The sequence below is a fragment of the Pseudarthrobacter niigatensis genome, assembly GCF_030812615.1.
Lineage (GTDB): Bacteria > Actinomycetota > Actinomycetes > Actinomycetales > Micrococcaceae > Arthrobacter > Arthrobacter niigatensis.
The window spans coordinates 85,081-102,807 of record NZ_JAUSTB010000011.1; the positions used below are offsets into that span (position 1 = coordinate 85,081).

Below are 17,727 nucleotides of genomic sequence, written 5' to 3' on the forward strand. Positions count from 1 at the left end.
TGTGAAGAGGCTGGCAAGCGAGCCCCGGCAGGGCTGGAAGCAGAAGATCGAAGAGCAGGGCCTGGTCTTTTCCTCCACCACCATGGATGACGGGCGCCGGATTGAATACTGGAACGAGTCGGCCTACTACGAGTTCACCATGGACGAGGTGGAAACCCTGGAGCTCGCCGCCGAGGAAATGCACCGGATGTGCCTGGAGGCCGCCAAGTTCCTTGCCACCGGGGCCATGGGCAGCATAGGCATCGGCCCGCAGGCCCTGGAACTGGCCGCCGAATCCCTGCAGGCCGGCGACGTGGACGTCTACGGCCGGTTCGACTTTATCTACGACGGCCAGGGCGGCCCGGCCAAGATGCTCGAATACAACGCGGACACGCCCACAGGCCTGATCGAAGCCGCCGTGGCCCAATGGTTCTGGCTGCAGGATGTCCATCCGGAGAAGGATCAATGGAACGGCATCCATGAAGCCCTGATCCGGCAGTGGAAGAAATTCCAGTACCGCACCGGGATGAGCACCCTGCACGTTGCCCATTCCGAGGTGGAGGAGTCCGGCGAGGACTGGATGACCGCCGCCTACATGCGCGACGTTGCCAGCCAGGCCGGGTGGACCACCATCGGCATCAATATGTCCGATATTGGATGGGACCCCAACCTGAACCGGTTCGTGGACCTGGACAACTTCATGATCAGCACCATCTTCAAGCTGTACCCCTGGGAGCTGATGATGAAGGAGGAGTTCGGCCCCCGGCTGCTGGAGCGCGCCCACAACCCGCGGTGGGTGGAACCGGCCTGGAAGATGCTGCTCTCCAACAAGGCCCTGCTCGCGGCTCTGTGGCACCTCTACCCCAACCACCCCAACCTGCTGCCGGCCTACCTCACTGACCCGGGGCCGCTGAAGGAGTGGGTGGCCAAGCCCCTTCACGGCCGGGAAGGCGACAACATCCGCATCCACGCTGAGGGCCTCACGCTGGAGCAGCCTGGCGGGTACGGCCGGGAGGGCTGGTGCTACCAGCAGTACCACCCGCTCCCTGACTTCGACGGCAACCGCCCCGTCCTGGGCCTGTGGGTGGTGGACGGTGAATCCGTGGGCTGCGGCATCCGGGAATCGGACGGGCCGGTGACGGACTATTTCTGCCGCTTTGTCCCCAACACCATTGACGCGCCGGCTCCGCTTTCCGCGGTGGCCGGCTCCACCAAGGCAGGAATCATCCTATGAGCACGGACATGACGACGGCGGGAAGCCACGGCGGCGGGGGTGGCACCCCCGTCCCGGGCAAGGGGCTGCGGGCAGGGATCCTGGACCTGGGCGACTCCGTGATGCTGGGGCTGGCCTCCACCGCCCCGGTGTACTCGCTGGCCGCCACCCTGGGCCTGATCGTTGCCGTCAACGGCAACTACACACCGCTGATCCTCCTGCTGGGCTTCGTTCCGGTCCTGTTCATTGCCTACGCCTTCAGGGAGCTGAACAGTGCCATCCCGGACTGTGGCACCACGTTCACCTGGTCCCGTCAGGCCTTCGGCCCCTGGGCCGGCTGGCTGGGCGGCTGGGGCGTGGCGCTGGCCGGGGTCGTGGTCCTGGCCAACCTGGCGCAGGTGGCAGGCCAGTACCTGTGGCTGTTGGTGGGTGACGGATCCCTGGCACAAAACAAACTGCTGGTCACCGGGACCGGCCTGCTCTTCATCGTGCTGATGACCCTGGTGAACTACCGCGGGATCCGGCTGGGTGAGCACGTCCAGCGGGTCCTGACGTACGTCCAGTACATTGCGCTGGGCATCTTTGCCCTGGCAATCGTCATGCGGATCGTGGGCGGGGCGCCGGAGGGCCAGGCCTTCGACTTCGAATGGTTCAACCCGGTGGGCGCTTTTGCCGAGCCCGGCGCCGTGGTGCACGGCGCCCTCCTTGCCCTGTTCATCTATTGGGGCTGGGACACCTGCCTGGCGGTCAACGAGGAAACCGAGGACCCGTCCACCACGCCGGGCCGTGGCGCGGTCATCTCCGCTTTCGTGCTGGTGGCCATCTACGTTTCGGTGGCGCTGCTGGTGATGATGTACGCCACCGTGGGGTCCGAGGGCATCGGTCTGGGCAACGAGGCCAACCAGGACGACGTGTTCCTGGCCATGAAGGATGTGGTGCTGGGGCCGTGGGGATGGCTGATCGTCGTTGCCGTGCTGGCATCGGTGCTGTCCTCCACGCAGACCACCATCCTGCCCACCGCCCGCGGCACCCTGTCCATGGGTGTGCACGGCGCGCTGCCGGCCAAATTCGCCGAGGTGCACCCGCGCAACCAGACCCCGGGTTTTTCCACCAAGGTGATGGGCGGGGCGGCGGCTGCCTACTACGTGGCCATGAGCTTCCTGAGCGAGAACCTGCTGGCAGACTCCATCAGCGCCATCAGCCTGTTCATCGCGTTCTACTACGCCCTCACCGGGTACGCCTGCTTCTGGTACTTCCGCGGAACGCTCCGGGACTCGGCCCGGAACCTCTGGTTCCGCGGCATCCTTCCCCTGGCCGGGGCGCTGCTGCTGACCGCCGCGTTCTTCATCTCGGCAGTCCAGATGTGGGACCCGGCCTACGGCGACACCCGGATCTTCGGCGTCGGCGGCGCTTTCGTCAGCGGTGTGGTCCTGCTGGCCCTCGGCGTCGTCCTGGCCGCCGCCTGCCGGTTCCTGCCCGGCACCCGCGCTTACTTTGAGGAGAAGTTATGACCGCCGCATCATCGGACATCCTGGACCTCGATTCCCTGCTGTCGGCGGAGGAACTGGAACTCCGGCAGAAGGTCCGTGACTTCACCCGGCAGCGGATCAAGCCGGATATAGCCCGCTGGTATGAGGAAGGCGTCTTTCCCCTGGAGCTGGCGACGGAACTGGGCGAGCTCGGCGTCCTGGGCATGCACCTGGAGGGCTATGGCTGCCCGGGCCGGTCCGCCGTCGAGTACGGCCTCGCGGCGATGGAACTGGAGGCCGGCGACTCCGGCATCCGCACCTTCGTGTCCGTCCAGGGTTCGCTGGCCATGACCGCCATCCACACCTGGGGCTCCGAGGAGCAGAAGCAGGAGTGGCTGCCCCGGATGGCCGCCGGCGAGGTGATCGGCTGCTTCGCCCTGACCGAGCCAACGGCCGGCTCGGACCCCGCCTCCATGGCCACCTACGCCACAAAGGATGGCAGCGGGGACGACGCCGGCTGGGTGCTCAACGGCACCAAGCGCTGGATCGGGCTGGCCTCCGTGGCCGGCGTGATGGTGGTGTGGGCCATGACGGACGACGGCGTGCACGGCTTCCTGGTGCCGGCCGGAACCCCTGGCGTCACAGCCACGCCCATCCAACAGAAACTGTCCATGCGCGCCTCCATCCAGTGCGATGTGGTGTTCGACGGCGTCCGGCTGGGTCCGGAAGCCCTGCTGCCGGGTGCACGGGGGCTGCGCGGCCCGTTCACGTGCCTGAACGAGGCCCGGTACGGGATCGCCTGGGGTGCAATGGGCGCCGCACGCGATTCCTACGAGGCGGCGCTGGAATATTCGCTGGGGCGGCTGCAGTTCGGCAAGCCGCTGGCAGGCTACCAGCTCACGCAGCAAAAGCTGGTGGACATGCTGGTGGAGATCCAGAAGGGCACCCTGCTGGCGCTGCACCTGGGCCGGCTCAAAGACGCGGGGACCATCCGGCCCGAGCAAATCTCGCTGGGCAAGCTGAACAACGTCCGCGAGGCCATCAGGATCGCCCGCGACGCCCGCTCCATCCTGGGCGGCAACGGCATCACCACGGACTACTCGCCGCTGCGGCACGCCGCGAACCTGGAATCGGTCCGGACTTATGAGGGTACCGACGAGGTGCACACCCTGGTCCTGGGCCGGCACATCACGGGCCTGGGCGCCTTCCACTGATCGCCTGCCCCAACTGGGGTGGTCAAGCGGAGAAACCGCCGTCGGCCTTGACCAGCTGCCCGGACACCCAGCGGCCGGCGGGCGAAAGCAGGAAAGCCACGGTTCCGGCAACATCCGCGGGGGTGCCCAAACGGCCGCCCGGCTGCTGCGCCGTGAGCTCTTTCCGAACTTCCGGGGTCATCCAGCCGGTATCCACCGGGCCAGGGTTGATGACGTTCGCCGAAATCCCCTGCGGACCCAGCTCGCGGGCGGCAGCAATCACGATCCTGTCCAGCGCCCCCTTCGAGGCCCCGTAGGGAAGGTTGAACGCTGTGTGGTCGCTGGTCAGCGCAACGATCGCGCCGCCGTCCTCCGTTGCCTGCCGAGCGAACGCGGCAATGAGCTGCCAGCTGGCGCGGGTGTTGACCGCGAAATGCCGGTCGAAGGACTCCACGGTGGTGTCCAGCACGCCGGAGTCAACCGACTCCGCGTGGCTGAGCACCAGGCCCTGCAGCGGTCCGGACAGCTGAACGGCCTCGGCCATGAGCCGGTCCGGGACGCCGGGATCCTGGAGGTCGGCGGACAGGACGTGGACCTTGGCGCCAATGGCTTCCAGCTCCGCGGTCAGCCGGACCACGTCTTCGGGTTCGCTCCCCCACGGCATTCGGGCGTCGTACTCGGCCCAGTAGGAAAGGACCAGGTCCCAGCCGTCCGCCGCAAGCCGGCGGGCAATTCCCGCGCCGATGCCGGCCAGCCGGCCCACACCGGTGACCAGGGCAACGGGGCGGGCAGGGGCCGGTGCGAGGGGTTCCATCCGACCAGCCTAGCGGCGCCGCGATTCAGGCCGCGGCGGGCGCCGCTTCCCGCGGGCTGTGGTGCCGGCGGATGGTCGCGCTGATGACCGCCGCGATGGTGCACATCGCGGCCGCGCCGAACCAGGCGTAGGTGTAGTGCCCGGTCGCGTCACGGAGGGCTCCGGCGGCAACGGCGGCGGCTGCCGCGCCAAGCTGGTGCGCTGCAAAGACCCATCCGAAGACCACGCTGCCGTCAGCTCCGAACGTTTCGCGGCAGATGGCTGCAGTGGGTGGGACGGTGGCCACCCAGTCCAGCCCGTAGATCACCACGAACACGATCATGCTGGGCTGGACCTCGGCATTCAGCAGCAGCGGAAGCACCAGCAGGCCGATCCCGCGGAACTGGTAGTAGACAGCCAGCAGGACGCGGGGGTTGAACCGGTCCGTCAGCCAGCCCGAGGCGATGGTCCCGATGATGTCGAAAATCCCGACCACGGCCAGCAGGCCCGCGGCAGTGGTTTCGGGCATGCCGTGGTCGTGCGCGGAGGGGATGAAGTGGGTGCCGATCAGGCCGTTGGTGGTTGCGCCGCAGATGGCGAACCCCGCCGCGAGGGCCCAGAAGGTCCTGACCTTGCTGGCGCGCCGGAGGACCTGCAGCGCACGGACGGCAGCGTTGGTGCGGGGGCCGCTGTCCGGCACTGGTGCGGCCTCTTTCGCCTCGACGTCCACCGGCGCAGCTCCATACCGCAGCACCCCGACGTCGGCCGGCGAGTTCTTGAGGAACTTCAGCACCAGCGGGACCACGGCCAGGGCGCCGGCGGCGATCAGCAGCGAGGCCTGCCGCCAGCCGGGGTCCTGGGCGAGCATGGCGATGAAGGGCAGGAAGACCAGCTGTCCGGCGGCGCTGCCGGCAGTGAGGATGCCAATCACCAGCCCGCGGCTTTTGGTGAACCACGTGTTGGCGATGGTGGCGGCGAAGACCAGGGCCATGGAGCCCGTACCGAGCCCGATCAGCAGGCCCCAGGTCAGCAGGATCTGCCAGGACTGGTTTACCAGGACGGTCAGGGCGCTGCCCATGCCGATCAGGACCAGGGCGGTTGCCGTCACCGCCCGGATGCCGAAGCGTTCCATCAGGGCGGCCGCGAACGGGGCGGTCAGGCCGAAGAGGACCAGGTTGATGCTGACCGCAGAGGACAGGACCGTGGTGGACCAGCCAAACTCCTGCTGGAGCGGGACCATGAGGACGCCGGGTGCAGCCCGGAAGCCTGCCGCGCCCACCAGCGCCATGAATGCGACGGCGGCGACGATCCAGGCGGGATGCAGGCGGCGGCGCGGTCCCCGCGGGGTGTGCAGCGAGGCCGTGTCCGCTGTTTCCCCGGGCAGGGCGCTCATGCGGCCGTTCCGTTCCCTGCGGCGGTGGACAGCCGGATGGGCTGTTCGGACCGGGAGCGGCTGTGCCAGCTGGTGTTCGCCGCGGTGAGCCGTTCTCCGCATTCGCTGCAGGTATCCGCCGAGCTGGTGGCTTTGCCGCAGCCTGAATGGATGACATACAGGTGCGCCTGGTCGGAGGGTGCGGGCAGGTGCTTTTCCGCCCAAAGAGTGACCGCGTTCAGGACCGGCAGCGCGTCTTCACCCTTGGGGGTGAGGACGTACTCCTGGCGGGTGCGGCCGCCGTCGTCGTAGGCCTTCTTCTCGAGCAGCCCCGACTCCACCAGGCCTGCCAGCCGTTTGGTGAGCACCGAGTCCGCCACCTCCAGCCGGCCCTTCATGGCGTCGAAGCGCCCGTTGCCGAAGAAGACCTCGCGGAGGACCAGGATGGACCAGGGGTCACCCAGGATGTCCAGCCCGCGGGCCATGCTGCAGTTGCGTCGGGACCAGTCGGATCGAAGAGGCATACCTTGAACGCTAGCTGACTTTCTTCAAGAAAGCCATACCTGTCGCGAGATCCCGCGGGGGTGGATTACGGGATGTTCGAGAAAGCCTGGTCCAGGTCCGCGATCAGGTCTTCCTTGTCCTCAATGCCGCAGGACAGGCGCAGCAGGTTCACGGGAACGGCCAGTTCCGTGCCCTTGACCGAAGCGTGAGTCATTTCGGACGGGTAGTTCATGAGCGACTCGATGCCGCCGAGGGACTCCGCCAGGGTGAAGACGGAGGTGGACTCGGCCACCTTGCGGGCGGCTGCCTCACCGCCCTTGAACTGGACGGAGACCATGCCGCCGAACTTGCGCATCTGCTTTTTGGCGAGCTCGTGGCCGGGGTGGTCCGGCAGGCCCGGGTACAGGACAGCCTCCACCTCGGGGCGCTCCAGCAGCCACTCGGCCACGGCCTGCCCGTTCTCGCTGTGCCGGTCCATCCGCACGCCCAGGGTCTTCAGGCCGCGGGTGGTGAGGAACGCATCCATGGGGCCGGACACCGCACCGACGGCGAACTGCACGAAGCCGATCTTCTCCGCCAGTTCCGCGTCCTTGACCACGACGGCCCCACCCACGACGTCCGAGTGGCCGCCGATGTACTTGGTGGTGGAGTGGACCACAACGTCGGCACCGAGGGCGAGCGGGTTTTGGAGGTAGGGGGACGCGAAGGTGTTGTCGACCACCAGGAGGGCCCCGGCGTCGTGCGCGATGTCGGCGAGCGCCACAATGTCGGTGATCTTCATCAGCGGGTTGGACGGCGTTTCCACCCACACGAACCGGGTCTTGTGCGCGGCCACCGCATGGCGGACCCGGTCAAGGTTGGCCATGTCCACCGGAGTGTTGCCGATCCCCCAGTCCCCCAGCACCCGGCTGATGAGCCGGTAGGTGCCGCCGTAGGCGTCGTTGCCCAGCACAATGTGGTCGCCGGGGCGGGTGAGCGCGCGGATGAGGGCGTCCTCCGCGGCGAGCCCGGAACTGAAGCTGTAGGCGTGGGTGCCCAGTTCCAGCGCCGCGAGCTGTTCCTGCAGCGCGTCCCGCGTGGGGTTGCCGCCGCGCCCGTATTCGTAGCCGCTGCGCAGGCCGCCGATGCCGTCCTGGGCGTAGGTGGAACTGAAGTGCAGCGGCGGAACCACCGCGCCGGTGCGGGGCTCGAAGGCCTGGCCGGCGTGGACGGCGCGGGTGTTGAAACCTTGGTTTCCAGAGGCAGTCATGATGCTCCTTTTGGGTAGCGCAGATCAGTTGCTGAGGTAGGCCAGCAGGTCGTGCCGGGTGAGGATGCCCACGGGGGCGCCCACGAACGTGACCATCAGGGTGTCCGCGTCCGAGAGCAGTTCCCGTGCCGCGGAGATGGTTTCCAGTGAGCCGATCACGGGAAGCTTGGGTCCCATGTGTTCGGAGATCTTGTCCGTCAGCTTCGCTTCGCCGCGGAACAGCTTGGCGGTCAGGGTGCGCTCATCCACGGCGCCCAGGACCTCACCCATGACCACGGGCGGTTCCTGCGAGAGGACCGGGATGTGGCTGACGCCGAACTCGTTCATGATGTTGATGACGTCGCGCACCGACTCGTTGGGGTGGATGTGCACCAGGTCCGGCAGTTCGCCGTTCTTGGATTTGATGACCTCCCCCACGGAGGTTTCCTCGCCGCCGGAGAGGAAACCGTAGGAGCGCATCCACTGGTCGTTGAAGATCTTGGCCAGGTAGCCGCGTCCGGAGTCGGGCAGGATGACCACGACGACGGCGCTCTCCGGCAGGTCCTTGGCCGCCTGCAGTGCGGCTACCACGGCCATGCCGGAGGAACCGCCCACCAGCAGGCCCTCCTCCCGCGCCAGGCGCCGGGTCATGGCAAACGAGTCAGCATCGGAGACCGCGATGACGTCGTCAGGGATGGTCTTGTCGTAATTCGCCGGCCACATGTCCTCCCCGACGCCCTCCACGAAGTACGGACGCCCGGTGCCGCCTGAGTAGACAGAACCTTCCGGGTCCGCGCCGATGATCCGGACCACCCCGCCGTCGGAGTCCGGCCTGTCAGCCGAGACCTCCTTGAGGTACCGGCCGGTCCCGGTGATGGTGCCGCCGGTGCCGGCGCCGATGACGCAGTGCGTGACCTTGCCCTCGGTGTCCCGCCAGATCTCCGGGCCGGTGGTCTTGTAGTGGCTGCCGGGCGCGGCGGGGTTGGAGAACTGGTCCGGTTTGAAGGCGCCCGGGGTCTCGCGGGTGATCCGGTCCGAGACGCCGTAGTAGCTTTGCGGGCTGTCCGGTGGAACGGAGGTGGGCGTGACCACCACTTCGGCGCCGTAGGCCTGCAGCACGGCACGCTTGTCCTCGCCTACCTTGTCCGGGACCACGAAGACGCACTTGTAGCCTTTTTGCTGCGCCACCAGGGCCAGGCCTACGCCGGTGTTGCCGGACGTTGGCTCCACGATCGTGCCGCCCGGCTTCAGCTTGCCCTCGCGTTCGGCGTCCTCGATCATCTGCGCCGCGATGCGGTCCTTGATGGAACCGCCGGGGTTCAGGTACTCCAGTTTGACCAGGACGGTGGCTTTGATCCCGTCGGTCACGTGGTTCAGTTTGATGAGCGGCGTATTGCCGATGAGGTCCAGGATGGACTGGGCGTACTTCATAGATACAAAGCTACCGCTTCCTGCAGGCCGTTCCCCGCTCGGGATGCGAGGATAGCCCGGTGATGCAGTTCGCATGGCTGAAAGCCACCCGCAGCTACCTGCTGCCCGGCGCAACCCTGGCGGCAGGCCTGGCCACCCTCGCCGTCGGTGCCCTCCCCCTCACGGCCTTCGGCGAACTGGCCGGACGCACCATTCCCATCCTGGCCTTCGTGCTGGCCATGTCCATGGTGACCGAACTGGTGGATGAGGCAGGACTTTTCCGAGTGGTGACGGACCGCTTGGCCGCCCTGGGCAGGGGCCGCGTTTTCACCCTGTGGCTGCTGGTGGTGGCAGTGGCCACGGTGGCCACCGTGTTCCTGTCCCTGGACACCACCGCGGTGCTGGTCACACCCGTGGTGGTCCTGCTGGCCGTCCATGCCCGGATCCCGCCGCTGCCGTTCGCGTTGACCAGCATCTGGCTGGCCAATACCGCCTCCCTGCTGCTGCCCGTGTCCAATCTGACCAACCTCCTGGCGCAGGACCGGCTGGGCCTGAGCCCTTGGCGCTTCGCCGGGCTGGTGTGGGCTCCGGCACTGGTTGGCCTGCTGGTCCCCCTTGCCCTGCTGTGGCTGGCGTTCCGGCGGGACCTGCGCGGAACCTACGGTCCCCAGCCTGCCCGTCCTGTCCGCGACCGGACCCTGCTGAAAGCCGCGGGGATCACGCTGGTGGTCCTGCTGCCCGCGCTGGTGTCCGGACTGCCGGTCCAGTACCCGGCACTGGCCGCCGCCGCCGTCCTGGTGGCGGTCTTCCTCCGGCGCCGGCCCTCGGCCCTGCGGTGGTCCATGGTGCCCTGGCGGCCGCTGATGCTGACGGTTGGGCTGTTCATGCTGATGGAGGCCCTGCACGCGCACGGCCTCACCACCCTGCTGGCGGGTGTGGCCGGGACCGGGGACAGCCTGCCTGCCCTCCTGCAGCTGGCCGGCCTGGGCGCCGGCGCGGCGAACGCGGCCAACAACCTTCCCGCCTACCTGGCCCTGGAACCGGTGGCGGGGTCGCCCGCCAGGCTCGCTGCACTGCTGATCGGGGTCAACCTGGGACCGCTGGTGACGCCGTGGGCGTCGCTGGCCACCCTGCTGTGGCATGAGCGGCTCCGGGTATTGAACGTGCCCATCAGGTGGGGCGGGTTCGCAGCGGCGGGACTGGTGGCGGTGGTCCTGACTGTGCCGCTCGCGGTGCTGGCACTGTGGGCCGTGTCCGGGATGCCCTGAGCAACGGCACGGCTTATCCCACGAACATCAGCCAGAGGATTACGGCAGGGAGGAACGCCTGGCCGATGCCGCTGATCCACAGCCGGGGTTCACTGATGATCAGCACGACGCCGAGGATGGCGTGGGCAACGGACATCATGGCCACGATGGTCCGGCCCACCGTGACCTGACCGGCATTGGCGAGGACCACCCCGGATATCCCGAACAAACCCCAGACGATGTTGTAGAACCCCACGTTGATGGTCCAAAGGCGCACAGCGGAAGTATCTTCCGGCCTGATCAGGAAGATGGGATGGAGGCGCTGGTCCGTGTACCGGAAAGCTTCCAGCAGGCCCACAGTGATAAGGGTTATCCCGGTGATGACTGCAAGCACCTGGATGACCGTACTCAAGGGCGCGTCCTGCTGCCCCGGCGCGGGCGCATGCTATGCGCCGCCCTCGTTTCCGGGGAGGTTCTCCCAGAGACCCAACACGTTGCCCTCGGGATCCTTGAAGTAGGCCGTGAAGCCCATGCCGGGAACTTCGTTCTTGGGTATCAGGACCGAACCGCCGGATTCCTCGACGGACTTCAGTGTTGAGTCGATGTCCGGCACATCGATGGTGATGACCGGGCTGGTGATCTGTCCTTCGCGGGCCATCATCCCGCCGTTGATGGCCCCTGGCGTTGTTGACTGGCCTGCGTCGTCCATGTCCGTGGTGATGACCATGCTGTAATCCATGCCCGGCACCGGTTCGATCCGCCAGCCCAAGGCTTCCTGGTAGAACTTCCTTGCCCGCATCTGGTCGTCCGCGGGAATCTCGAAATGCACTACTCCGCCCATGGTTGCCCTCCGTGTCCTTCTGGTTCTCTGTCGATTGGGTGCCTGGTGCGCCCGACGCCCGGGTGCCACCCGCGGTGATCCTAATCCGGGGCCAGGGAGCGCAGAAGGGCCGATGGTCCCGCCACTGTCGGCGGTCCGTGGGACGATGGAAGACATGACGATCGCAGAGGCACCTCCCCGGCTGGCAGCCGCGGCGGACGTGTCCCTGCGGTGGTATCCGGATGGTCCCTACAGTCTTTCCCGGACCCTGGGGCCGCTCCTGCGCGGCAACAGCGATCCCTCCTTCTGCGTCCAAGGTGACGTAATCTGGAATGCGTTTACGACGCCGGACGGCCCGGCGACCATGCGGCTCGCCTCCGCGGGCGGCGGCGCCGCAGGCACCCCGCTGGTGGACATCCAGGCGTGGGGGCCCGGCGCCGCAGCAGCCGTGAAGGCGGCACCCCGGCTGCTGGGTGCCGACGACGACTGGCAGGGTTTCGACGAACCGGCCTTCCATTCGACACTGCCACGCATGGTGCAGGAGGGCCGCCGCCGCGCCCTGGCGGTCCGGCTGCCGGCAAGCGGGCGGATGGTGGACCAGCTGGTGCCGATCATCCTCGAACAAAAGGTGACGGTCATCGAGGCGCGGCGCGGCTACCGCTACCTGGTGCACCGCTACGGGACTCCGGCGCCGCGGGCCGGGACGTCCACGCCGGCCGGGCTGGTGGTGGCGCCGACGGCGGCACAGTGGCTGCAGGTTCCCAGCTGGGAGTGGCACAAGGCAGGGGTGGGTCCCCAGCGTTCGGCCACTGTCATGCGTGCGCTGCGCTCCGCCGTCGCGCTTGAACGCCTGGCCGCGCTGCCTGCCCTGGTGGCGGGGGAAAAGATGCAGGTCATTCCGGGCATCGGAGCCTGGACGGCCGCCGAGGTGGTCCAGCGCACCCACGGCTGCCCGGACTCCATTTCGGTGGGTGACTACCATCTGGCGGCGTATGTGGGGGCGGCACTGACCGGACGCAGGACCGACGACGCCGGGATGCTCAAGCTGCTGGAGCCTTGGCGGGGACACCGGCAGCGCGTGGTCCGGATGATCCAGAGCACCGGCTTCCGCAAGCCCACCTTTGGCCCGCGGATGACCATCCAGGACCACCGGGGGCACTGAACAACGCGGCGCTTCCGGCCGGTTGAAACCGCTTGATCTCCGCGCCAGAGGGTACGGAGCCGGTATGGGGCGCCCCGCCGGCTGCCATCCCCGTCCGGTTGGACGGCACCAGGCTGGCAGGCACCGTCGACCGAAAGGATCCCATGAGCTCCGAACCAGGCAGCACTTATCCCAACTCCGAGGCTGTGCCCGGAACGTCCCAGGATCCCGCCGTCCTGGATCCGGACGCCCAGGATCCGGGCGCCGAGGAGAAGCTCAGGCTGCAGCTGGCCATCTTCGACGTGTCGCGGGACGCCGAAGGCAGAAGCCTGGAAGAGATCCGGGACATGCTGCTTTCAGCCTTTGCCGCCCGCGGCGTGGCCCCGCCTCCCGGCACCTGGGTGGAGTCCGTGGCGTCGTCGGCGTTTTACGGTGAGCCCTACATCATCGACTACCCTACGGCCATTGCCGCGGACAACCTGGAACCGGCCCCGAACCCGGAGGTCCGCGAGCGGCTCGCCGCCCGGCGGGAACTGCGCGAGGTGCAGCTCCCACCCGGAATCTTTCCCTCCCAGGAGGAGTGGGATATCCCGGCCAACGAGGTCACCGGCGCGGCCAGCACCCGCAAGCTCTCCCCGGCGGGGTGGGAGGGCAGGGCGGTCCTGGCCGTGGCGGCGCTGGCAGCGGTGGCCGTCGCGGCAGTCGCGGCTATCCGGGCAGGCACCGGCCGCCGCCGCAGGGATGCCTAGAGCCCCAGCCGGGCCACCGCTTCCTCGCGCATCTGGACTTTGCGGATCTTCCCGGAGACCGTCATGGGGAAGCTCTCCCGGACCTCCACGTACCGGGGTATCTTGTAGTGCGCCAGGCGCCCGCGGCAAAACTCTGCCAGGGAGGCGGCGTCAAGGGGCCCGGCACCCGGTTTGAGGATGATGCAGGCCATCAGCTCCTCACCGTACCGGGTGTCCGGGACCCCGATGACCTGGACGTCCTGGATGTCCGGGTGGGTGTAGAGGAATTCCTCGATTTCGCGGGGGTAGATGTTCTCACCGCCCCGGATCACCATGTCCTTGATGCGGCCTTCCACCACCACATAGCCGTCGTCGTCCATGCGGGCCAGGTCCCCGGTGTGCATCCAGCCCTCTGCGTCGATGGCCTCGGCGGTCTTGTCCGGCTGGTTCCAGTATCCGGCCATGACGGCGTAGCCGCGGGTGCAGAGTTCGCCGATCTGCCCGCGTTCCAGGTCTTCCCCGGTGGCAGGATCCACGATCTTGCTCTCCAGTTGCGGCATGGTGCGGCCCACGGTCTCGGTGCGCTGCTGCAGCGTGTCGCCCTTGCGCGTCATGGTGGACACCGGCGAGGTCTCCGTCATGCCGTAGCAGATGGCCACGTCCACCATGTTCATCTCCGCGATAACCCGGTTCATTACCTCGATGGGACACAGTGAGCCCGCCATGACCCCGGTGCGGAGCGTGGAGAGATCGTACGAACCGAAATCGGGGAGCGCGAGCTCGGCGATGAACATGGTGGGCACGCCGTACAGGGAGGTCCCCTCGAAGTCCTGGACGGCCTCGAGTGCGGCGGCGGGCGAGAAGCCACGGCCCGGAATGATGGTCGCGGCACCGTGGCTGAGCGCATTCAGGTTGCCGATCACCATCCCGAAGCAGTGGTAGAAGGGCACCGGGATGACCACGCGGTCACGCTCCGTGTAGCCCAGCAGTTCACCGATCGCAAAGCCGTTGTTCAGGATGTTGTGGTGGGTCAGCGTGGCGCCCTTGGGGAAGCCCGTGGTGCCGGAGGTGTACTGCAGGTTGATGGGATCGTGCGGGCTGAGTTCGGCCATGCGGGCCACCAGGCGCGAGTGCCCGACGGCGTCGGCACGCTTGAGCAGCTCGCCGTAGGTCAGCTCCGCATCGCCGTCCGGACTGCCGGCCGTCAGCGCATCCAGGCCGTGGTCCGGAAGGAAGACGAGCTCCTGCAGGTCCGGGCAGGTGAGGAGGGCCTGGCGGCCCATGGCCACGTAATCGCTGTTGGTGTCCGACGGCGCCGTGACCAGCGTGCGCATGCCGTTCTGCTTGACCACGAATTCGAGTTCATGGCTGCGGTAGGCCGGGTTGACGTTGACCAGGATGGCGCCGATCTTGGCGGTGGCGTACTGCAGCAGCGTCCATTCGGCGCAGTTGGGGCTCCAGATGCCCACCCTCTCCCCCTTGGCGACGCCCAGGGCGAGGAGCGCGCGGGCCAGCCGGTCGACGTCGTCGTTCATCTTGGTATAGCTCCAGCGGCGGGCATCGCCGCCCGGCACCGGCGCGGCCTCGATCAGGGCGTCGTGGAGGGGAAACTGCGCGGCGACGCGCTCAAAGTTCGCGCCAATGGTTTCCTCCAGGAGCGGGACGTCAGTGTCCCCGGCTGTGTAAGCACGCATGATGGCACGCTACCAACAGGATCCCGGCAGGAGAAGCAGGCCGGCACCGCAACACTGCCGGTTCGTTCCCGGGCGCCCGGTATTGTGAAATCCATGAGTGCACCCATTGACCTGATAGCAACGTTCATCCCCAACGACGGCGAGTTCCACCGCGTCAAGCTGGCCCTGGAAATCGCCATCGACGAGGTGGTGAAGGAGCCAGGCTGCATCCGGTACGAACTGACCGAAGCCACCGAGGAGAAGCTGGTCCTGACCGAGCAGTGGGCCTCCCAGGAGGACCTGGACAGGCACTCCAAGGGCATCGCGGTGCAGGACCTGAACGAATCGCTGAGCGCCCTGCTGGCCGAACCGGTCAAGGTGGAACGCGTCTAGCGCAACCGTTTAAACGCAGAATGCGGGACCTCCGGAGGGAGGTCCCGCATTCTGCGTTTAAGCGGGTCTTAGAAGTCGGGGATCTGGGTGCCGTCCTGCGGTCCGCCCTGGCCGGCAGGCTTGCCCGCCGCGGCTGCCGCTTCCTCGCGCTGCTTGGCCACATGGGCGTGGACTTCTTCCATGTCCAGCGCCTTCACGGCGTCAACCACCTGTTCCAGCTGCTGGGCGTTCAGCGCACCCGGCTGGGAGAACACCAGCACTTTTTCGCGGAAGGCCATCAGTGTGGGGATGGAGGTAATGCCTGCCTCCGCCGCGAGCTGCTGCTCCGCTTCGGTGTCCACCTTGGTGAAGAGGACGTCCGGGTGCTTCTCGGAAACGGTGGAGTAGGTGGGCCCGAACTGCTTGCAGGGACCGCACCATTCTGCCCAGAAATCGACCAGGACAATGTCGTTTCCTTCGATCGTCGATGCGAACTGTTCACCTGTGATGTCAAGGGTAGCCATGTGTCTACGCTACGCGCCGGGGACTGCCCGTGTCGCGGATGTTCGCTCCCCGCGTCATCGGGAATACCGGGCGGACGACGCCGGCCGGCCGGGTCAGGCGGTGGCATCCCACAGGTGCGGGGCGGGGGTGCGGCTGCCGGGGAGGGCGCTGGAGGCGCGCCATTCGTGGATCCATTCGGGGAGGACCAGGTCCTCCGGCGGGGTGCCGAACTCCGCGAGGATGTCGTCCTGGCTGACCGGACCGCCCTTGGTGACCAGCCGGGTGGCGATGTAGGCACGGGCGTAAATCTCGCCGTCGGCCACCATCCTCTGCTCGAAGAAGATCGCCTTGGTGTCCAGCCCGATGATGCGGGTCTCGATGGCGTACTCCTGCCACAGCTGCAGCGACTTGCGGAAGGAGATGGTTTCCGCGGACACCACCGGGCTCCAGCCGTGGCGGCGCATCCGCTTCCAGACGCCGCTGCGCACCATGAGGTCGAACCGGCCCAGGTCCATCAGGGACAGGTACATGCCGTTGTTGACGTGCATGGCGATGTCGATGTCCGTCGGCAGGACGCGCAGGGGCAGGGACGCCGGGTCCCACACCGCTAACTGCGGACGGCGGCCGGAGCGGAAGAGCAGGAGGAGGGTTCTCAGGAGCAGGTGCATGTTCCCATGTTACCCGCGGGTAACATTTTCCGGCAGGGCCCCCGCCAGCAAGTATCCAGGCTCCTGGCGTCGAGTAGCAGTCCCGGTCCGGGCGAGTAGCGGGCCTTGAAAGTCGGGTAATCCCTACTGGTGCCCGGCCGTTGGCATGCTTCCTAGACTCGGGATTCCTAGGACCAAACATGCACTGGCAGGTCCGCCGGGTGGCTTCCGGCCGTTCCTGCCTTCACGCGGAGCTCCGCATCTTCTGGGTGTGCGGATGACTCCATACTGCGCCGCCATTGGCTCCGGCAGCCGCCGGAGCCGGCGGTGCACTGGCATCTCGATCCGTCCAATGTCCTGGCGCGCACCGCATCGCCACGGCTTGGACCGAAACCTGATGGGCAACCCATGAAACAGCCAACAATCCCCTCCCCCGACAACGCGAGCAGAAGCTTCGCCACCGACGAACCGCGGACCGACCTCACCACCGGCCGCCCGGCCATCAGCAACAAGCTATGGGCCGGCATGGCCACCGCGGCGGTGGTGGCCGCAGTGGGCGTCGGCGCACTTGCAGCACCACCGGTGTCCCTTGACGGGAGCACGACGGCGGCGGCCCAGGTGGCGGAGGCCGCCCCACCACCGCCCAGCGCCGAACCAAGTGACGCGGCCGGGCCCGGTGCCGCAGCAGTGCCCGCAGCCGCGGCACAGCCGGAAGCACCCGCGGCAGAGGCGCCCCCTGCCCCGCCAGTGGAACCTGTTGCCGCTCCGGTCCCGGCGCCTGAGCCGGCCCCCGCACCCGAACCTGCGGGTGACCCCAACCTGTACACGGTGGTCCCGGGAGACACCGTGGGCGCGATCGCGGCCGCCCATGGCGTGGACATGAATGCCATGCTGGCCGCCAACGGATTGGGTGCCTTCAGCATCATCTTCCCGGGCCAGACGCTTCTGTTGACGGGGCCGCCTGTTGCCGTCGCCGAGCCCGCACCTGCTCCGGCTCCCGCGGCCCCCGCCGCCGCCGCAGCACCGGCGGCTGCACCGGCACCCGCCCCGGCTCCCGTCGTCGTGCCGGCTGCTCCTGCCGTCCGGACCATCTATGTAGCGGGTTCGGGTGACCAGTCCATGGTGGACGCGTGCATCGGGCCGATCCACTACACCCCCAATGATGGCTTCTCGCTCTTCATCACCGAGCACGATTTCTGCGGCGGGTGGGCCCGGTTCTCGGGCATCGGCGTGGGTGAGGCGGTAAGCATCCCGGGTTATGGAACGTACACGGTGACCGGGCGAGGCACGGTCCCGAATCCCGGAACCACCAACGACGTCATCGCGGTCTTCGGCGGCTTCCCCAGGGCCATCCTGCAGACCTGCATTCCGGGAACCAGCACGATGCTCCTGATCGCGCTGAACTGAAACCCCGGAATTCATGAGCTTGTCCGC

Annotated in this window: 18 protein-coding genes; 8 read left to right on the forward strand and 10 right to left on the reverse strand. The window is 67.7% G+C overall.

Features of this window, described 5'->3' with window-relative positions:
* Position 1 precedes the first annotated feature (1 nt).
* Genes J2T23_RS15530 through J2T23_RS15540 form a run of 3 tightly spaced genes read left to right on the forward strand, consistent with a single transcriptional unit; the run spans position 2 to position 3,875 of the window.
* A complete protein-coding gene (locus J2T23_RS15530) occupies positions 2 to 1,213 on the forward strand; it encodes a glutathionylspermidine synthase family protein (RefSeq protein ID WP_141159705.1) in 1,212 nt (403 codons plus the stop codon).
* Positions 1,210 to 2,703: an APC family permease gene (locus J2T23_RS15535; protein WP_307361392.1), complete on the forward strand. Its 1,494-nt coding sequence runs from the start codon at positions 1,210 to 1,212 to the stop codon at positions 2,701 to 2,703. The genes J2T23_RS15530 and J2T23_RS15535 overlap by 4 nt, the downstream gene beginning before the upstream one ends.
* Complete coding sequence (locus tag J2T23_RS15540; RefSeq protein ID WP_307361394.1) at positions 2,700 to 3,875, forward strand: acyl-CoA dehydrogenase family protein; 1,176 nt, start codon at positions 2,700 to 2,702, stop codon at positions 3,873 to 3,875. Before J2T23_RS15535 ends, J2T23_RS15540 begins: the two co-directional genes overlap by 4 nt.
* Before the next feature lie 22 nt (positions 3,876 to 3,897).
* On the opposite strand, the gene J2T23_RS15545 is transcribed toward J2T23_RS15540, so the two are convergent.
* The 5 genes from J2T23_RS15545 to J2T23_RS15565 all read right to left on the reverse strand — a co-directional run bounded on the left by J2T23_RS15545 (position 3,898) and on the right by J2T23_RS15565 (position 9,182).
* Positions 3,898 to 4,668: an SDR family oxidoreductase gene (locus J2T23_RS15545; protein WP_307361396.1), complete on the reverse strand. Its 771-nt coding sequence runs from the start codon at positions 4,666 to 4,668 to the stop codon at positions 3,898 to 3,900.
* A 25-nt stretch (positions 4,669 to 4,693) separates the two neighbouring features.
* Entirely contained in the window at positions 4,694 to 6,040 is a 1,347-nt protein-coding gene (locus J2T23_RS15550; RefSeq protein ID WP_307361398.1) for an MFS transporter, read from the reverse strand.
* Complete coding sequence (locus tag J2T23_RS15555) at positions 6,037 to 6,543, reverse strand: winged helix-turn-helix transcriptional regulator (RefSeq protein ID WP_141182160.1); 507 nt, start codon at positions 6,541 to 6,543, stop codon at positions 6,037 to 6,039. The genes J2T23_RS15550 and J2T23_RS15555 overlap by 4 nt, the downstream gene beginning before the upstream one ends.
* A 65-nt stretch (positions 6,544 to 6,608) precedes the next feature.
* Positions 6,609 to 7,772, reverse strand: coding sequence for a cystathionine gamma-synthase (locus J2T23_RS15560; protein WP_141159699.1), 1,164 nt, complete (start codon positions 7,770 to 7,772; stop codon positions 6,609 to 6,611).
* A 24-nt stretch (positions 7,773 to 7,796) separates the two neighbouring features.
* Complete coding sequence (locus J2T23_RS15565) at positions 7,797 to 9,182, reverse strand: cystathionine beta-synthase (protein ID WP_307361401.1); 1,386 nt, start codon at positions 9,180 to 9,182, stop codon at positions 7,797 to 7,799.
* A 62-nt stretch (positions 9,183 to 9,244) separates the two neighbouring features.
* On the opposite strand from J2T23_RS15565, the gene J2T23_RS15570 reads away from it, so the two are divergent.
* Complete coding sequence (locus J2T23_RS15570) at positions 9,245 to 10,429, forward strand: ArsB/NhaD family transporter (protein ID WP_141183417.1); 1,185 nt, start codon at positions 9,245 to 9,247, stop codon at positions 10,427 to 10,429.
* Positions 10,430 to 10,442: 13 nt separating this feature from the next.
* Here the strand turns inward: J2T23_RS15570 and J2T23_RS15575 are convergent, their stop codons facing one another.
* Positions 10,443 to 10,820 (reverse strand): DUF1304 family protein, encoded by a 378-nt coding sequence (locus tag J2T23_RS15575; RefSeq protein WP_141182161.1) that lies wholly within the window; start codon positions 10,818 to 10,820, stop codon positions 10,443 to 10,445.
* A 33-nt stretch (positions 10,821 to 10,853) separates the two neighbouring features.
* The gene (locus tag J2T23_RS15580; protein WP_141159696.1) at positions 10,854 to 11,249 is read right to left on the reverse strand and encodes a VOC family protein; all 396 of its coding nucleotides are present in this window, start codon (positions 11,247 to 11,249) and stop codon (positions 10,854 to 10,856) included.
* 154 nt (positions 11,250 to 11,403) lie between these two features.
* Here J2T23_RS15580 and J2T23_RS15585 point away from each other — a divergent pair, with 154 nt between their 5' ends.
* Together J2T23_RS15585 and J2T23_RS15590 are read left to right on the forward strand one after the other, a co-directional pair.
* The gene (locus tag J2T23_RS15585) at positions 11,404 to 12,390 is read left to right on the forward strand and encodes a DNA-3-methyladenine glycosylase family protein (RefSeq protein WP_307361404.1); all 987 of its coding nucleotides are present in this window, start codon (positions 11,404 to 11,406) and stop codon (positions 12,388 to 12,390) included.
* Between the two features lie 143 nt (positions 12,391 to 12,533).
* Positions 12,534 to 13,118 carry a hypothetical protein gene (locus J2T23_RS15590; RefSeq protein WP_307361407.1) on the forward strand — a complete coding sequence of 195 codons (585 nt, stop codon included), beginning with the start codon at positions 12,534 to 12,536 and terminating at the stop codon, positions 13,116 to 13,118.
* Here the strand turns inward: J2T23_RS15590 and J2T23_RS15595 are convergent.
* Positions 13,115 to 14,791 (reverse strand): AMP-binding protein, encoded by a 1,677-nt coding sequence (locus J2T23_RS15595; protein ID WP_307361409.1) that lies wholly within the window; start codon positions 14,789 to 14,791, stop codon positions 13,115 to 13,117. The genes J2T23_RS15590 and J2T23_RS15595 overlap by 4 nt on opposite strands.
* A gap of 93 nt (positions 14,792 to 14,884) precedes the next feature.
* Here J2T23_RS15595 and J2T23_RS15600 point away from each other — a divergent pair, with 93 nt between their 5' ends.
* Positions 14,885 to 15,163, forward strand: coding sequence for a putative quinol monooxygenase (locus J2T23_RS15600; RefSeq protein ID WP_141159692.1), 279 nt, complete (start codon positions 14,885 to 14,887; stop codon positions 15,161 to 15,163).
* A gap of 68 nt (positions 15,164 to 15,231) precedes the next feature.
* On the opposite strand, the gene J2T23_RS15605 is transcribed toward J2T23_RS15600, so the two are convergent.
* Positions 15,232 to 15,666 carry a thioredoxin family protein gene (locus J2T23_RS15605; protein WP_141159691.1) on the reverse strand — a complete coding sequence of 145 codons (435 nt, stop codon included), beginning with the start codon at positions 15,664 to 15,666 and terminating at the stop codon, positions 15,232 to 15,234.
* A 93-nt stretch (positions 15,667 to 15,759) separates the two neighbouring features.
* Positions 15,760 to 16,314 (reverse strand): acyl-CoA thioesterase, encoded by a 555-nt coding sequence (locus J2T23_RS15610; RefSeq protein WP_307361412.1) that lies wholly within the window; start codon positions 16,312 to 16,314, stop codon positions 15,760 to 15,762.
* A 387-nt stretch (positions 16,315 to 16,701) separates the two neighbouring features.
* Here J2T23_RS15610 and J2T23_RS15615 point away from each other — a divergent pair, with 387 nt between their 5' ends.
* Positions 16,702 to 17,700, forward strand: coding sequence for a LysM peptidoglycan-binding domain-containing protein (locus tag J2T23_RS15615; protein WP_307361413.1), 999 nt, complete (start codon positions 16,702 to 16,704; stop codon positions 17,698 to 17,700).
* Positions 17,701 to 17,727 lie beyond the last annotated feature (27 nt).

Excerpts from the sequence above, each read along its gene's own strand:
- J2T23_RS15535 (WP_307361392.1), top strand. The coding sequence starts at position 1,210 with ATGAGCACGGACATGACGACGGCGGGAAGCCACGGCGGCGGGGGTGGC.
- J2T23_RS15540 (WP_307361394.1), top strand. The coding sequence starts at position 2,700 with ATGACCGCCGCATCATCGGACATCCTGGACCTCGATTCCCTGCTGTCG.
- J2T23_RS15545 (WP_307361396.1), bottom strand. The coding sequence starts at position 4,668 with ATGGAACCCCTCGCACCGGCCCCTGCCCGCCCCGTTGCCCTGGTCACC.
- J2T23_RS15550 (WP_307361398.1), bottom strand. The coding sequence starts at position 6,040 with ATGAGCGCCCTGCCCGGGGAAACAGCGGACACGGCCTCGCTGCACACC.
- J2T23_RS15555 (WP_141182160.1), bottom strand. The coding sequence starts at position 6,543 with ATGCCTCTTCGATCCGACTGGTCCCGACGCAACTGCAGCATGGCCCGC.
- J2T23_RS15560 (WP_141159699.1), bottom strand. The coding sequence starts at position 7,772 with ATGACTGCCTCTGGAAACCAAGGTTTCAACACCCGCGCCGTCCACGCC.
- J2T23_RS15565 (WP_307361401.1), bottom strand. The coding sequence starts at position 9,182 with ATGAAGTACGCCCAGTCCATCCTGGACCTCATCGGCAATACGCCGCTC.
- J2T23_RS15570 (WP_141183417.1), top strand. The coding sequence starts at position 9,245 with ATGCAGTTCGCATGGCTGAAAGCCACCCGCAGCTACCTGCTGCCCGGC.
- J2T23_RS15580 (WP_141159696.1), bottom strand. The coding sequence starts at position 11,249 with ATGGGCGGAGTAGTGCATTTCGAGATTCCCGCGGACGACCAGATGCGG.
- J2T23_RS15585 (WP_307361404.1), top strand. The coding sequence starts at position 11,404 with ATGACGATCGCAGAGGCACCTCCCCGGCTGGCAGCCGCGGCGGACGTG.
- J2T23_RS15590 (WP_307361407.1), top strand. The coding sequence starts at position 12,534 with ATGAGCTCCGAACCAGGCAGCACTTATCCCAACTCCGAGGCTGTGCCC.
- J2T23_RS15595 (WP_307361409.1), bottom strand. The coding sequence starts at position 14,791 with ATGCGTGCTTACACAGCCGGGGACACTGACGTCCCGCTCCTGGAGGAA.
- J2T23_RS15600 (WP_141159692.1), top strand. The coding sequence starts at position 14,885 with ATGAGTGCACCCATTGACCTGATAGCAACGTTCATCCCCAACGACGGC.
- J2T23_RS15605 (WP_141159691.1), bottom strand. The coding sequence starts at position 15,666 with ATGGCTACCCTTGACATCACAGGTGAACAGTTCGCATCGACGATCGAA.
- J2T23_RS15610 (WP_307361412.1), bottom strand. The coding sequence starts at position 16,314 with ATGCACCTGCTCCTGAGAACCCTCCTCCTGCTCTTCCGCTCCGGCCGC.
- J2T23_RS15615 (WP_307361413.1), top strand. The coding sequence starts at position 16,702 with ATGAAACAGCCAACAATCCCCTCCCCCGACAACGCGAGCAGAAGCTTC.